14 protein-coding genes and 1 tRNA gene are annotated in these 13,710 nt (G+C 66.5%); 4 read left to right on the top strand and 11 right to left on the bottom strand.

The window, feature by feature from the left end; genetic code table 11:
- Nucleotides 1-62: 62 nt before the first annotated feature.
- Genes L8F96_RS02740 through L8F96_RS02730 form a run of 3 tightly spaced genes read left to right on the top strand, consistent with a single transcriptional unit; the run spans nucleotide 63 to nucleotide 1,595 of the window.
- On the top strand, nucleotides 63-1,007 hold the full coding sequence (locus L8F96_RS02740; protein WP_334654956.1) for a glycosyltransferase family 9 protein: 945 nt from the start codon (nucleotides 63-65) through the stop codon (nucleotides 1,005-1,007).
- Nucleotides 964-1,368, top strand: coding sequence for a DUF6165 family protein (locus tag L8F96_RS02735; protein WP_046408625.1), 405 nt, complete (start codon nucleotides 964-966; stop codon nucleotides 1,366-1,368). Before L8F96_RS02740 ends, L8F96_RS02735 begins: the two co-directional genes overlap by 44 nt.
- A 56-nt stretch (nucleotides 1,369-1,424) precedes the next feature.
- Complete coding sequence (locus L8F96_RS02730) at nucleotides 1,425-1,595, top strand: hypothetical protein (protein ID WP_334654955.1); 171 nt, start codon at nucleotides 1,425-1,427, stop codon at nucleotides 1,593-1,595.
- Between the two features lie 19 nt (nucleotides 1,596-1,614).
- Here the strand turns inward: L8F96_RS02730 and L8F96_RS02725 are convergent, their stop codons facing one another.
- From L8F96_RS02725 to cyoA, 8 genes are read right to left on the bottom strand one after another with little or no spacing between them, the layout of a single operon-like run.
- The gene (locus L8F96_RS02725; protein WP_334654954.1) at nucleotides 1,615-3,093 is read right to left on the bottom strand and encodes a diguanylate cyclase domain-containing protein; all 1,479 of its coding nucleotides are present in this window, start codon (nucleotides 3,091-3,093) and stop codon (nucleotides 1,615-1,617) included.
- A gap of 49 nt (nucleotides 3,094-3,142) precedes the next feature.
- A complete protein-coding gene (locus L8F96_RS02720) occupies nucleotides 3,143-3,679 on the bottom strand; it encodes a response regulator transcription factor (RefSeq protein ID WP_046408628.1) in 537 nt (178 codons plus the stop codon).
- Between the two features lie 58 nt (nucleotides 3,680-3,737).
- Nucleotides 3,738-5,042: an ATP-binding protein gene (locus L8F96_RS02715; protein ID WP_046408630.1), complete on the bottom strand. Its 1,305-nt coding sequence runs from the start codon at nucleotides 5,040-5,042 to the stop codon at nucleotides 3,738-3,740.
- Nucleotides 5,042-5,728, bottom strand: coding sequence for an SURF1 family protein (locus tag L8F96_RS02710; RefSeq protein ID WP_296218511.1), 687 nt, complete (start codon nucleotides 5,726-5,728; stop codon nucleotides 5,042-5,044). The genes L8F96_RS02715 and L8F96_RS02710 overlap by 1 nt, the downstream gene beginning before the upstream one ends.
- The gene (gene cyoD / locus L8F96_RS02705) at nucleotides 5,728-6,126 is read right to left on the bottom strand and encodes a cytochrome o ubiquinol oxidase subunit IV (RefSeq protein WP_125945553.1); all 399 of its coding nucleotides are present in this window, start codon (nucleotides 6,124-6,126) and stop codon (nucleotides 5,728-5,730) included. Before cyoD ends, L8F96_RS02710 begins: the two co-directional genes overlap by 1 nt.
- Nucleotides 6,123-6,743 (bottom strand): cytochrome o ubiquinol oxidase subunit III, encoded by a 621-nt coding sequence (cyoC, locus tag L8F96_RS02700; RefSeq protein WP_334655625.1) that lies wholly within the window; start codon nucleotides 6,741-6,743, stop codon nucleotides 6,123-6,125. The genes cyoD and cyoC overlap by 4 nt, the downstream gene beginning before the upstream one ends.
- Before the next feature lie 40 nt (nucleotides 6,744-6,783).
- The gene (cyoB, locus tag L8F96_RS02695) at nucleotides 6,784-8,772 is read right to left on the bottom strand and encodes a cytochrome o ubiquinol oxidase subunit I (protein ID WP_334654953.1); all 1,989 of its coding nucleotides are present in this window, start codon (nucleotides 8,770-8,772) and stop codon (nucleotides 6,784-6,786) included.
- 16 nt (nucleotides 8,773-8,788) lie between these two features.
- Nucleotides 8,789-9,955: a ubiquinol oxidase subunit II gene (gene cyoA, locus L8F96_RS02690; protein WP_125945555.1), complete on the bottom strand. Its 1,167-nt coding sequence runs from the start codon at nucleotides 9,953-9,955 to the stop codon at nucleotides 8,789-8,791.
- A gap of 156 nt (nucleotides 9,956-10,111) precedes the next feature.
- Between cyoA and L8F96_RS02685 the strand changes: the two genes are divergently transcribed.
- Complete coding sequence (locus tag L8F96_RS02685) at nucleotides 10,112-11,443, top strand: MFS transporter (RefSeq protein ID WP_334654952.1); 1,332 nt, start codon at nucleotides 10,112-10,114, stop codon at nucleotides 11,441-11,443.
- A 111-nt stretch (nucleotides 11,444-11,554) separates the two neighbouring features.
- Here L8F96_RS02685 and trhO read toward each other — a convergent pair whose 3' ends face one another.
- The 3 genes from trhO to L8F96_RS02670 all read right to left on the bottom strand — a co-directional run bounded on the left by trhO (nucleotide 11,555) and on the right by L8F96_RS02670 (nucleotide 13,628).
- The gene (trhO, locus tag L8F96_RS02680; protein ID WP_334654951.1) at nucleotides 11,555-12,487 is read right to left on the bottom strand and encodes an oxygen-dependent tRNA uridine(34) hydroxylase TrhO; all 933 of its coding nucleotides are present in this window, start codon (nucleotides 12,485-12,487) and stop codon (nucleotides 11,555-11,557) included.
- Nucleotides 12,488-12,552: 65 nt separating this feature from the next.
- Nucleotides 12,553-12,639 (bottom strand) — tRNA-Leu (locus L8F96_RS02675).
- 161 nt (nucleotides 12,640-12,800) lie between these two features.
- Nucleotides 12,801-13,628 carry a zinc-ribbon domain-containing protein gene (locus tag L8F96_RS02670; protein ID WP_334654950.1) on the bottom strand — a complete coding sequence of 276 codons (828 nt, stop codon included), beginning with the start codon at nucleotides 13,626-13,628 and terminating at the stop codon, nucleotides 12,801-12,803.
- Between the last annotated feature and the right edge of the window lie 82 nt (nucleotides 13,629-13,710).

Genomic DNA, 13,710 nt, shown 5'->3' with positions numbered 1-13,710 from the left:
GGTGGCCGGCGCGTTGACGCGCGATGGAACCGGTGGACGGTCCGCGACATTCGGCTTTGTTGATGGACAACGACGCCCAGCAATGGATTTCGGCGATGCGTGAGGGCGACTATGCGCGCGCCTGGGCGCTGTCCGCGCGTGATCTTGCCGCGCGTGATCCGGCCACCCGCGATGACCCGCGGCTGCCCTATCATCAGCGTTGGGTGTGGGACGGGCGGCCCTTCGACGGGCGTGACGTGCTGGTGCGATGCTATCACGGGCTGGGAGACACGCTGCAATTCGCCCGCTTCCTGCCGGCGCTGACGGCGCGAGCGCGGCGCGTGACGGTGGAGGCGCCCGAGCGGCTCCATTCGCTGCTGGCCAGTGTCGATCCCGCGGTGACGCTGGCGTCGTTCGACCATGCCGATCCGCTTCCCCCGGCGGAGTGCGACATCGAGATTACCGAGCTTCCCTTCGCCCTGCGGTGCCGGCCCGACGTGGTCGCCACCCCCTACCTCAGCGTGATGCCCGATGTCCTGCCGACCGGCGTGATCGGGCTGTGCCACCAGGGTGGGGATTGGGATCCGGGACGCTCGTTCGATCCGCTGCTGCTGCGCGGCATCGCGGAGGCCAACCGGTGCGTAACGCTGGTGCCCGAGGCATCGCCGCTGCCAGTGCTCAATCCCGAGGGTTGCGCCTTCACCATGGAGGAGACCGCCGCGCTGGTGGCGGCGTGCGACCTCGTCATCACGGTGGATACAATGATCGCGCATCTTGCCGGTGCGCTGGGGCGGCCGACCTGGCTGTTGCTGAAGGCGGAGCCGGACTGGCGCTGGAACCCGGCGGCGACCGCCACCCCCTGGTACCCCAGCATGCGCCTGTTCGTGCAGCAATCGCCCGGCGATTGGGCGGGGGTGATCGCCCGCGTCCACGCCGCGCTGGTGGCGCGCAACGCCCCCCTCATCAACAACGAAAGGTCGGACCATGGCAACGATTGCGGCACCGTCGGTTCCCGTCTCCTGGGGTGAATTGCTCGACAAGATCACGATCCTCGAGATCAAGCGCGACCGGATCGCTCGTGCCGAGGCGCGGGAGAATGTGCTGCGTGAATATCGCCTCCTGCGGGCGATCGGCGCCCAAGTGCTGAACCGTAGCGGTGTCGCCGCGCTGGTCGAGGCGCTGAAGCGGGTCAACGAGACGCTTTGGGAAATTGAAGACGCGATCCGCGAGCAGGAAGCGGCGCGCGATTTCGGCGCCGAGTTCGTCCGTCTGGCGCGCGCGGTGTACCAGCGCAACGACGAGCGGGCGGCGATCAAGCGCGAGATCAACCGGGCGCTGGAATCCGACCTGATCGAGGAAAAGAGCTACGCTGCCAGCGTGGCTGCGTAGCGTCGGCGCGGACAGCGGCCTAAGGGGCGTGCCGAACGCAGGATGGTGGGGCCGGGGTGCGGACGAGGCTGAGTATCTGCCGGCGCAAGCACAGGTTCGCCGACACGCGGGAGGCGGTCGATTTCGCGCAGGCGCATGATCTGGCGCTATGGCCGTATCGCTGCGACCGCTGCGGCATGATCCATCTGACCAGCCGCCGGAAGGGCAAGGGGCGGCCGCTGTCGTGACGCGGGCGGCCGCGCGGCGCTAGCGGGCGGGCTCCGCAACGCTGCTGTCGGACGGCGCCAGCAACTCCGGCTGACCGGCGATCGCGCCGGTGCCGCGGCGGTCCCGCTTGGCGCGGTACAATGCCTCGTCCGCTCCCTTCAGCAGCGTCGAGCGGTCGGCGTGCGCATCATCGAGGACGCAGGCGCCGATGGTGGCGGACACGGTGATCTCCCGATCGTCGGCGCTGACCGTGTGGCGCAACTCGGACAGCAGGATGCCGATCCCCTCTGCCAGCCGCTCGCGCGCATGGGTGCCGCGCAGGAGGACGACGAACTCGTCACCGCCGAGGCGGGCAGCAAGATAATCGCCTAGATAATCAGCGGCGCGCAGCCGGGCCGCGACGACGCGCAGGACTTCATCGCCCGCCGGATGCCCGAGGCGATCGTTTACCTCCTTGAACCGATCGAGGTCGATTATGGCCACCGCGAGGGGGGAGGCGTGTTCCCGCGCGCTGACGATCGCCTCGTCAATCTGCTCGTTGAAGGCGCGGCGGCTGGCAAGACCGGTGAGATCGTCGGTCAGCGCGTAGGCCCGCAGCCGACGTTCGACCTTGTAGCGTTCGGTGATGTCCTGGATGACGCCGATCATTGCCACGACCTTGCCGTCACGCAGTTCCGGCTCGCCCATCGTGCGAACGCGGCGCTGCACGCCATCGGCGTTGATGAAGTCGAGCTCCAGGTCCCAGGAGCGGCCTTCTGCCTTGCAGGCGACGAGCGCCTGTTGCAGCAGCGCGCGATCGCCGGGCGCGTAGAAGGACATGGGCTCGATCGCCGCAGTGTCGGTGTCGGGTGGCAAATGATGGATGGCAAAGGTTTGCGCCGACCAGTGCGACCGCCCAGTCTGCAGATCGAGCCGCCACGAGCCGATGCGCGCCATACGTTCGGCCTGCTGGAGCAGCCGCTGGGCACGCTCGATCTCGACCAGCGCCTCCTGTCGCTCGACTGCGAGGCGCAGCCGGTCATTGCTGATCCGGCGGGTCGACAGGATCGATTCTATCACCCGCGCCATGCCTTCGAACAACGCGATCTTGTCCGCAGGTGGCGTCTGCGGGCGATTATCAGCGACGCACAAGGTGCCGATCGGGAGTGGAGAGCGACCGTCCTCCGCGCTGATCCGCAGCGGGACGCCGGCGTAGAAGCGGATATGCGGCCGACCGGTGACGAAGGGATTGGTCGCGAAGCGCGGGTCGGCGCGCGTGTCGGGGATGACCAAGGTTTCGTTGGCGGCCACCGTATGCTGGCAGATCGACGCATCCCGCGGCGTTTCCGCTTCGTCGAGGCCGTAGCGCGCCTTGAACCACTGCCGGTTCACGTCGAGCAGCGAGACGAATGCCATCGAGCAGCCGAACAGGTGGCGCGCGCCCTCCACGATCGCGTCGAACTCAGCTTCGGGCGCGGTATCGAGCACTTCAAGCGTGCGCAGCGCGCGCAAGCGCTCTTCTTCAAGCGCGGGCGACATGGGTCGACCTTCTGTCACAATGCTTACCCAAATGTTAACGCCGCGGCGCTCAGCGCAGCGGCTTTTTTTCCAGTTTGCGGGCGAGGGTGCGGCGATGCATGCCGAGCCGGCGCGCGGTCTCGGAAATGTTGAAGCCGGTTTCCGCCAGCGTTTCGTTGATCCGCTCCCATTCCAGCGTCTTGATCGATGTGCTGCGGCCTTCGATCGGCACGGCAGCGTCCCCCAGAGCGGCCTTGCCGAACGCCGCTTCGATATCGTCGGTGTTGGCGGGCTTTGCGAGATAATGGCACGCGCCAAGCTTGATCGCCTCCACCGCTGTCGCGATGCTGGCAAATCCGGTGAGGACGACGATGAGCATGGCGGGGTCGAAGGCGTGGAGCCGTTCCACGCAGGCGAGGCCGGAAGCGCTGCCCAGCTTCAGATCGACCACCGCATAGCCGGGATGCGCTTCTTCCAGCGCGGCCTCCATCTCGGCAGGGCCCTGCGCCACCCAGACCGCATAGTCGCGCCGTTCAAAGGAGCGTTGCAGGGTGCGCGCAAAGGTCGAGTCATCCTCGACGATGAGGAGGCGGCGCTGATCGGTCATGGCGATGGTGTACCAGTGCGGCAGTCGCTTTCAAAACGCGCGGCGCGGATTGTCGCGATCAGCGCCGCTTGGGGGCGAGCGGCAGGACCAGCCTGACCTCCGCACCGCCGCCTTCGCGGTTCACCGCCTCAAGTCGGCCGCCGAGCCGGCGGGCAACGTTGTTGGCCAGGAACAGGCCGACGCCGTGGCCGGCCCCCTTGCCCGACTGGTAGAGTTTGCCAAGGCTGGCCAGCTGCGCCTCGGTAAAGCCGCGCCCGTCGTCGATCACGGCGATAACCAGTTCCTCGCCGTCGCGCGTGGCGCGTAACGTCAGCCCGGCAGGGGACGCCTCGGCAGCATTGTCGAGGAGGTTCCAGATCGCCTGGCGAAGCGCGGGGCCGGCAACCACCGCGGCATCGCCGAGGGCTTCCAGATCCACCACCAGCGGCGCGCTGGCCAGCGTGGGGCGCCATTCATCGACGATGTCAGCGAGGAAGGCGCCCGCCGGGACGCTTTCCATCGCCTCGCCCCGCGGCTCCCCGGCGGAATGGAGGATATCGGTGACGATCGCCTTGCAGCGCTGCACCTCGGCCTGCATGTCATCGAGCTCGGCGGCGAGATCGGGATCCTGTGCGATCTTGGGCAGGCGGCGCCAGTCGCCCAGGATGACGGCGAGCGAGGCGAGGGGGGTGCCGAGTTCATGCGCCGCGCCGCTGGCGAACAGCCCCATGCGCACGATCCCTTCCTCCTCCGCCGCACGCTGGCGCATATCGGCGAGATAGGCGTCGCGGGCGCGCAAATTGCGGCTGATGCGGGTGACGAACATCGCCAGCAGCACGCCGCTGAGCACAAAGCTGAGCCATGCGCCGAAGGTGGTGAGGTCGCCGATCAGCGGCTCAAGCTCCGGCGGGTAATCGAGCGGGCGGCTGCCCACGGTGAGGCCGGCGAAACAGATTGCGGTCAGAACGACCAGCACCCAGACCGACCAGGTCTGAAGCAGGATCGCGCCCAGCACGACCTGCAGCAGATAGAGCGACACGAACGGGTTGGATGCGCCGCCGCTGAGCGACAGTTGCGCGGTCAGCGAGCCGACGTCGAACAGGAGCCCGAACAAGAGCGCGATCCGCGGCACCCGCTTCGTACGGAGCAGGGCGAAGCTGATGATATTGGCGCCGGCCTGAAGCGCGATGACGAGCAGCATCGGCAGCAGCGGCAGGTGAAAGCCCAGCGCATATTCGACGAACAGGATCGTCAGGAGCTGCCCGGCGACGGCGATCCAGCGCAGATGCACCAGCTGGCGCATATTCTCCGCCGCGGTCGAATCGCGCGACGATCCGGCCTGGTCGGAGCGGCGGCCCGTCAGTGCGAGGATCGGGGCTTCCATCAGCGCCGCCGGCCCGAGCGCAGGACCATCACCGCGCCCGCCACGCTCAGCAGCGCCAGCGCGAACCAGGTCACGGCATAGGACAGGTGATTGTTGCGGAAGGAGATCACGGTGAGGCCACCGACCGGATAGCCGCCGGTATTGGGCGTGTCGTCCGCGTCGATGAAGAAGGGGGCGGTCGCCCCAAGCTGGCGTGCGCGGGCGATCGCCGCCACATCGCGCGAGAACCAGCGGTCGGCCGCCGGATCATTGCTGCGCAGGAAGCCGCCGCCGGGTTCGGGGGCGCGCATGAGGCCGGTGACCGTGACGGGCGCGGTGGGGAGCGCGGCCTGGCGGGTTGCGCGGTCGCGGCGGTCATCGGGCACATAGCCGCGATTGACGAGGATGATACCATCCTGAGTCTGCAGCGGGGTGAGCACCCACCAGCCGCCGCCCAAGGCGGTGAGCGCCTGAACCAGGGTTTCGCGATCGTGGAGGAAGGTGCCGGTCACGCGGACCCGGCGATAGGCGTTGTCGCCCTGCCATTCATCCCGCGGGGGGAGGGTGGAGGGTGCGGCGTGGACCCGCCCCTCCACCTTGGCGATCAGATCGAGTTTCCATGCGCGTCGCTCGACCTGCCAGATGCCCAGGCCCGCGAACAGAATGGCGAGCGCCAGGCATAGGCCGGCGAAAGCGACGCGCCGCATCACATGCCGATGCCGTCCATCGGCATCATGTTGGTGTTGAGATGGTACATGATCCACAGCGAGCCGGCGATCACAATAGCGACGATCACCAGGGTGAAGAGCATGGTCAGCATCGTCCAGCCACCTTCCGACTGACGGTTCACGTGCAGGAAGAAGACCGTGTGCACGATGATCTGCACGAAGGCGAGCGCCACCACGATGACTGCGGTCAACTGCGCCGTCAGCGTGCCGCTCATCACCAGCCAGAACGGAATGGCCGTGAGCACCGCCGACAGGAGGAAGCCGATGACATAGCCGCGGGCGGAGCCGTGGCCGTGGCCACCATCGGGCGGCGGCCCGTCATGGTGCTGATCATGGGCGTGGGCCGACGCATGCGCCGGGGCGTGGGGCGTGCTCATCGCAGAACTCCGAGCAGATAGACGAAGGTGAAGACGCCGATCCAGACGACGTCGAGCAGGTGCCAGAACATGCTGAGGCACATCAGGCGGCGGCGGTTCTCGGGGATGAGGCCGCGCTGACCCACCTGGACGATCATCACGAGGATCCAGATGAGGCCGCTGAACACGTGGAGGCCGTGCGTGCCGACGAGCGTGAAGAAGGCCGACAGGAAGGCGCTGCGCATCGGCGTCGCGCCTTCATGGATCAGCTCGGCGAACTCGTACAGTTCGATCGCGATGAACGCAGCGCCGAACAGCGCGGTGATCGCCAGCCAGAGCTGCGTGCCCTGCTTGTTGCCGCGCTCCATCGCGATCATCGCCATGCCGCAGGTGATCGAGGAGATCAGCAGCATCGCGGTGTTCAGCGCGACCAGCGACAGATCGAAGATCTGGAAGGGCGCCGGCCCGCCGGCATAGCCGGTGCTGAGCACGCCATAGGTGGCAAACAGGGTCGCAAAGATGAGCGCGTCGCTCATCAGATAGATCCAGAAGCCCAGCATCGTGCCGCCGGAGCTGTGATCGTGATGATCCGCTTCGGTCTGGTAGAAGACGGGCGGGGCGTCGTCGGCCACGGCCATCTGCCGTGCATCCTCCACGGTGGGGGAATGGGTGGTCATGTCAGGCTCCCGCCAGCGCGTTCTTGCGTTCATTCTCGGCCACTTCCTCGGCCGGAATGTAATAGTCGCGGTTGTAGTTGAACGTGTGGGCGATGCCGTAGCCGATCATCGCCACGAAGCTCGCGGCGGCCAGCCACCACATGTACCAGATCATCGCGAAGCCGAGCACTGCGGCGAGCGCCGACAGGATGACACCGGCCCCCGTGTTACGCGGCATGTGGATCGGCCGGAAGCCGCTGGTCGGGCGCTTGCAGCCGCGCACCTTCATGTCGTGCCACGCGTCCAGATCGTGCACCACCGGGGTGAAGGCGAAATTGTACGCCGGCGGGGGCGAGCTGGTCGCCCATTCCAGGGTACGGCCGTCCCACGGATCGTCGCCGACGTGCAGCTTCTCACGGTTCTTGATGCTGACCGCGATCTGGATGACGAAGGCGGCGATACCGATGGCGATGATCACCACGCCGACGGCAGCGATCATGAACAGCGGCTGGAGCGTCGCGTCGTCGAGGTGACGCAGGCGACGGGTGACGCCCATCAGGCCTGCGACGTACATCGGCGTCCACGCGATCCAGTAGCCGATCACCCAACCCCAGAAGTGGATCTTGCCCCAGAACGGATCGAGCTTGAACCCGAAGGCCTTGGGCCACCAGTAATCGATGCCGGCGAACAGGCCGAACACGACGCCGCCGATGATCACGTTGTGGAAGTGCGCCACCAGGAACAGCGAGTTGTGCAGCACGAAGTCGGCCGGCGGGATGGCAAGCATCACGCCCGTCATGCCGCCCACCACGAAGGTGAGCATGAAGGCAACGACCCACTGCATCGGCAGCTCGAACCGGATCTGGCCACGGTACATGGTGAACAGCCAGTTGAAGATCTTCGCACCGGTCGGGATCGAGATGACCATCGTCGCAATGCCGAAGAAGCTGTTGACGCTGGCGCCCGAGCCCATGGTGAAGAAGTGGTGCAGCCACACCAGGTAGCTCAGGATCGTGATGACGACCGTGGCATAGACCATCGACGAATAGCCGAAGAGCCGCTTGCCGGTGAAGGTCGAGGTGATTTCCGAATAGATGCCGAACACCGGGAGGATGAGGACGTACACCTCCGGGTGACCCCAAATCCACACCAGGTTCCAATACATCATCGGGTTGCCGCCGAGATCATTGGTGAAGAAGTTGGTGCCGACGTAGCGGTCGAGCATCAGCATCGCGAAGGCGGCGGTCAGCACCGGGAAGATCGCGACGACCAGCACGTTGCTGCACAGCGCCGTCCAGACGAACACCGGCAGCTTCATCATCGTCATGCCGGGCGCGCGCATCTTGATCACGGTCACGACCATGTTGATGCCCGACAGCGTCGTGCCGACGCCGGCGATCTGTAGCGCCCAGAGATAATAGTCGGGCCCCGGATCAGGGCTGTTCTGCAGGTTCGCGACCGGCACATAGTTCAGCCAGCCCGCGCGGCTGAATTCGCCGACGAACAGCGAGACCATGACCAGCGCCGCACCGGCAGCCGTCAGCCAGAAGCTGAAATTGTTGAGGAACGGGAAGGCCACGTCGCGCGCGCCGATCTGCAGCGGCATCACATAGTTGATGATGCCGACCACCAGCGGGATCGCGACGAAGAAGATCATGATCGTCCCGTGCGCGGTGAAGATCTGATCATAATGGTGAGCGTTCAGATAGCCTTCGTTCGCACCGAAGGAGATCGCCTGCTGTGCACGCATCATCACCGCGTCGGCAAAGCCGCGGAGCAGCATGATGATGCCCAGGATTATGTACATAATCCCGATCTTCTTGTGGTCCACGCTGGTGAACCATTCGTGCCACAGATAGCCCCACAGCTTGTACTTCGTGATCGCGCCGACGATGCCGAGGCCCAGCACAACGACGACGGCAAAGGTCACGAGCAGGATAGGCTCGTGCACGGGGAAGGATTCTAGACTGAGGCGACCGAAGATCGTCTTCAGAACGGATTCGTTGAACATGAGGAGCTCCGGCGGCTCAGCCGCGCGCCGCGCCGGTCACGCCGGGCACGGTTGGCAGGAGAAGGAAGGACATGTCGCGGTTGCGGGGCGAGTCGGGCTTGGTCGAACCAGGCGCGCCGGGCTGCGGCGGCTTGCTGAGGTGCGGCGCGGGTTCGATCTCCTCGCTTTCCTTGAGCAGCGCGCCATCGGGCTTTTCGCGCGGGATCGACGTGCGGCCAGCGGGCGCCCCGACAGGGCGCATCTCGTGCGGCTTGGCACCGCGCAGCGCCGCGTCGCGCGCCATGATCTCGCTCATGCACGGCGTGCCGGGCGTGACGCAGCGTTCATAGATGCGCTGGAACAGCTGCGGCTGGACCGAGGAGAAGAACATCGCCGGCACCTGCTCGCTGGGCTTTTCCAGCTTCAGGTAGTTGGCGGTGTCGAGCGAGCCGCCGCGCGCCTTCACCTCATTCACCCAGCGATCAAAGCCGGCATTGTCCACGCCCAGCAGCTTGAAGCGCATGTAGGAGAAGCCGGCGCCGCTGTAGTTGGCGGACATGCCCTCATAGTCGCCGGGGCGATTGAGTACCGCGTGCAGCGTGCTGCGCATCCCCGGCATGGTGTAGACCATCCCCGCCAGCGTCGGCGCGTAGAAGGTGTTCATCATGTTAGTCGACGTCATGTCGAACCGCACCTCGCGGTTCACCGGCAGCGCCAGTTCATTGACCGTCGCGATGCCCAGTTCCGGGTAGATGAACAGCCATTTCCAGTCGAGCGACACGACCTGGACCAGCATCGGCCGTTCGTTCTTCGGCTTCGGCTGAGTCGCGGAGATGCGGTTCAGCGGGCGGAACGGATCGAGCAGGTGGGTGCTCGACCAGGTCAGCGCGCCGAGCGCGATGATGATGAGGAGCGGGGCCGACCAGATCACCAGCTCCAGCGAGGTGCTGTGATCGAAGTGGGGATCGTAGGTCGCGTCCTTGTTGCCCTTGCGATAGCGCCAGGCGAACACCACCGTCAGGATCATCACCGGGACGATGATGAGCAGCATCAGCCCGACCGAGGCATAGATCAGGTTGCGCTCCTGAAGCGCGACGTCGCCTGCCGGATCGAGCACGGCGCTTTGGCAACCGGCGACGAACAGCAGGAGCGGAAGCAGGGCCAGGCGGGCGAACCGCGGGACCGGGGCGGGATGATCGGGCATATCCAGGCGCTCCTAGGCCGAGTCCAGTAGCCGCTACATTGGACAATTTGTCCAATCCCGTCACTGGCGTCGGTTAGGCAGAGGAGTGTATTAGTGACCCCCGAGGCGGGCCAATCATTCATCGCACGGCCGAGTGCCGCGGGAGCATGACGGAAAATGACTGCATCGACCAACGCGCCGGATTCGGCAGCCCTGCAACGAGATGCCCGACTGATCAACGCGCGCCACAAGGATGTCGCGCCCGGCGAGATCGCCATCGGCGTGATCATCGGCCGCACCAGCGAGTTCTTCGACTTCTTTGTCTATGCGATCGCGTCGGTGCTGGTGTTCCCGCAGCTCGTGTTCCCGTACGTCGATGCGCTGACCGGCACGCTCTATTCCTTCGCAATTTTCGCGCTGGCATTCATTGCGCGGCCGTTCGGCACCTTGCTGTTCATGTGGATCGACCGGGTCCATGGCCGCGGCACGAAGCTGACCATCGCGCTGTTCCTGCTGGGCGGGTCGACGATCTCGATCGCGCTGCTGCCCAGCTATGCGCAGGTCGGCACGCTGTCAGCGGTGCTGCTGGCGCTGTTCCGCATCGGCCAGGGCGTGGCGCTGGGCGGGGCGTGGGACGGTCTGCCGTCGCTGCTGTCGCTGAACGCGCCGGAGGAAAAGCGCGGCTGGTACGCGATGATCCCGCAGCTGGGCGCGCCGCTTGGCCTGCTCGTCGCCTCCTGCCTGTTCGCCTATTTCCTCGCGATCCTGTCGCCGGAGGACTTCATCAGCTGGGGCTGGCGCTACCCGTTCTTCGTGGTGCTGGCGATCAACGTCGTGGCGCTGTTCGCCCGCCTGCGCCTCGTTGCGACACCCGAGTTCGAGCGGCTGTTCGAAAGCCGCGAGTTGCAGCCGTCGCCGGCATTCGCCACCATGTTCCGCGAGCGCCGCACGATCATCCTTGGCGCCTTCGCCCCGCTGGCGAGCTTCGCGCTGTTCCACCTTGTCACCGTCTTCCCGCTGTCGTGGGTGACGCTGGAAGTGGGCGAGGACCCGGTGCGCTTCCTGGGCATCGAGGCGCTCGGCGCGGTGGTCTGCGTCCTCGCCATCCTGGCCTCGGGCGTGATTGCCGACCGGGTCGGCCGGCGCGCGGTGCTGGGCGTCTCGGCCGCGCTGATCGCGGTGTACAGCGGCTTCGCCCCGCGCCTGCTCGACGGCGGTCAGGTGGGCGAGACGATCTACATGATCGGCGGCTTCGCGCTGCTCGGCCTGGCGTTCGGCCAGTCGTCGGGCGCGGTGAACAGCAACTTCCCGCCCGAATCGCGTTACACGGGCGCGGCGATCGTCGCCAATGCAGCCTGGGTGATCGGCGCCGGCTTCGCGCCGCTGGTGGCGCTGTTCCTCGCCAGCCGCTTCGGCCTGTGGTCGGTGGGCCTCTACCTGCTGTCTGGCGCGATCTGCACGCTGGGGGCGCTGGCGATCAACAAGGACTTCGCCCGCCGGGCGGCCTGATCGCGGCGCTTACCCGCACCCTGATGCACGAACGGGCGCCGACGATGTCGGCGCCCGTTTTCGTTTGGCTTGGGACTGGAAGGCGGCGTCTGTCCCAGGAGCGGGGCTGGGTCAGTCCTTGTCCATCCGGGCGCCGACGTGCCGCTCACCACGCTTGCGAGCGAGTTCCTCCTGCCGGTGACGCTCGGCGAGGCGGGCGCGCTTGTCGTCGTCCAGGTCGGCGTGACACGCGGGGCAGCTGATGCCCTCCTCGTATAGCGGCGACTGGCGCTCCTCGGGGCTGACCGGGCGGCGGCAGGCGCGGCACAGCACGTGCGTGCCAGGGGCCAGGTCGGGCGTCACCGCGACACGCTCGTCAAAGACGAAGCATTCGCCCTTCCACGAGACCTGATCTGCCGGCATCTTTTCCAGATAGTTCAGGATGCCGCCCTGAAGGTGATAGACCTCCTCGATCCCCTCCGCCTTCAGGAAGGCGGTGGATTTCTCACAGCGTATCCCGCCGGTGCAGAACATCGCCACCTTCTTCTTGCCGGCGGTCAGCTGGTCGCGATTGGCGCGGAACCAGGCCGGGAAGTCGCGGAAGCTGCGTGTCTCGGGGTTGATCGCGCCGGGGAAGGTGCCGATCGCGACTTCGTAATCGTTGCGCGTGTCGATCACCACCGTGTCAGGGCGGTTGATCAGGGCGTCCCACTCCTCGGGCGCGACATAGGTGCCGACATCGGTCAGCGGATCGAGATCCGGCTGCCCCATGGTGACAATCTCTCGCTTCAGGCGCACCTTCAGCCGATGGAAGGGCTCGGTCGGGGCCCAGGCGTATTTGACGGCGAGGTCGGCACAGCCAGGCAGGGTGCGCAGGTGCGCGATCACGGCGTCGATAGCCGCGGGCGAGCCCGCGATCGTCCCGTTGATCCCCTCATGCGCCAGCAGCAGCGTTCCCTGCACGCTGTTCGCGCGGCAGCACGCCTCAATGCCATCGCGCAAGCCAGCGGGATCATCGAAGCGGGCAAATTGATACAGCGCGGCGGTGCGGAAGGGCAGGGTCATGATCAGCCGGCAGGAGTAGCGGCGGGGCACTCAAGAGAGTGTTTCGTAACCCCGCCGATAATCAATGGTGCGGTCGAGAAGACTCGAACTTCCACGTCCTTTCGGACACAACGACCTCAACGTTGCGCGTCTACCAGTTCCGCCACGACCGCACGTGATGTCCACCGGGCTGGCCCGGCGGCTGGCAGGAGCGGGCCACTAGCAAGGCTTGTTGGGGCTGGCAATGGGTCCGAAGGCCCAAATCGTAAGTTTGTGCGGAAAAATAATACGCCGCGATCCGCAGGCCCTGGGGCCGTGGATCGCGGCCCGGCAATCAGCTGTCGCCTTCGCCGACGAAGCTGAGTTCCAGCTTCTTGGAGCTGGCCGGCACGTCGAGCTTGGCCGAGTTGAAATCGATCGCGCTCTTGGGCGCCAGCGTGCGCTGCTGCGGGATGATCGTCCAGGTGTAGACGATCCGGTTCTGGTCATCACGCAGGTCGGCGCGAATGTCGGGAACGCGCTGCCGCTCATTCGACGGGTTCAGCACCTTGCCGCTGACCGCGAACAATTCGCTGCCGTTGCTGATCTCCCGCCGCTCGATCGGATTGTCGATCAGCCGCAGCGGCGTTTCCTCCGGCCCGAAATTGAGCCCGAGCTGAGAGGCGAGGCCCGGCGCGCTGGTCCACAGGATGGCTCCGACCGCGACCAGCATCAGCAGCGCAGCGAGCACCGCCGCAATGGTCCAGCGGCGCGCCGGGTTGATCCGCGGGCGGCTGCCGGCGGGCGGGACGGCGCCGTTGGCTGCCGGCGGCGACACGGCCGCGGCGAGCGCGGATGCAAAGGAGGCTGGCGCAGCGGTTGCAGGCGGCGAAGCGACTGCAGGGGAAGCAGCGACTGCAGGGGGCGTGTTGTTGGACGTCGCCGGAGAGGGGGTGGCTGGCGCCTCCGTTGTCCGCTGCGAGGGCGATGGATCGGACGCTGGTGCGCCGGCAGTGACGGTCGCCATCTGCGGGCCGGCGGCCATCGCCTCGATCGCGCGCGCGTCAGGCGCCTGGTGCCAGCTGTGGCGGCAATTGGCGCAGCGCACCGTGCGACCCTCCGGGCCGATCGATGTGTCGGGCACCAGATACCGGGTGCGGCATTCGGGACATTCGAGGATCATCGCGCGTCGATACCGGCGTAGGACAGAAGGGCTGAAGCCATCGCGAATCTAAACACGCCCTGCGCCCCGCTTGCAAGCGGAG

Source organism: Sphingomonas panaciterrae (genome assembly GCF_036890205.1).
GTDB lineage: Bacteria > Pseudomonadota > Alphaproteobacteria > Sphingomonadales > Sphingomonadaceae > Sphingomonas > Sphingomonas panaciterrae.
This window is presented reverse-complemented; position numbering and strand designations above follow the sequence as displayed.

Coding starts and splice junctions, on each gene's coding strand:
- L8F96_RS02740 (WP_334654956.1), top strand. CDS start 63: ATGGACAACGACGCCCAGCAATGGATTTCGGCGATGCGTGAGGGCGAC.
- L8F96_RS02735 (WP_046408625.1), top strand. CDS start 964: ATGGCAACGATTGCGGCACCGTCGGTTCCCGTCTCCTGGGGTGAATTG.
- L8F96_RS02725 (WP_334654954.1), bottom strand. CDS start 3,093: ATGTCGCCCGCGCTTGAAGAAGAGCGCTTGCGCGCGCTGCGCACGCTT.
- L8F96_RS02720 (WP_046408628.1), bottom strand. CDS start 3,679: ATGACCGATCAGCGCCGCCTCCTCATCGTCGAGGATGACTCGACCTTT.
- L8F96_RS02715 (WP_046408630.1), bottom strand. CDS start 5,042: ATGGAAGCCCCGATCCTCGCACTGACGGGCCGCCGCTCCGACCAGGCC.
- L8F96_RS02710 (WP_296218511.1), bottom strand. CDS start 5,728: ATGCGGCGCGTCGCTTTCGCCGGCCTATGCCTGGCGCTCGCCATTCTG.
- cyoD (WP_125945553.1), bottom strand. CDS start 6,126: ATGAGCACGCCCCACGCCCCGGCGCATGCGTCGGCCCACGCCCATGAT.
- cyoC (WP_334655625.1), bottom strand. CDS start 6,743: ATGGCCGTGGCCGACGACGCCCCGCCCGTCTTCTACCAGACCGAAGCG.
- cyoB (WP_334654953.1), bottom strand. CDS start 8,772: ATGTTCAACGAATCCGTTCTGAAGACGATCTTCGGTCGCCTCAGTCTA.
- cyoA (WP_125945555.1), bottom strand. CDS start 9,955: ATGCCCGATCATCCCGCCCCGGTCCCGCGGTTCGCCCGCCTGGCCCTG.
- L8F96_RS02685 (WP_334654952.1), top strand. CDS start 10,112: ATGACTGCATCGACCAACGCGCCGGATTCGGCAGCCCTGCAACGAGAT.
- trhO (WP_334654951.1), bottom strand. CDS start 12,487: ATGACCCTGCCCTTCCGCACCGCCGCGCTGTATCAATTTGCCCGCTTC.
- L8F96_RS02670 (WP_334654950.1), bottom strand. CDS start 13,628: ATGATCCTCGAATGTCCCGAATGCCGCACCCGGTATCTGGTGCCCGAC.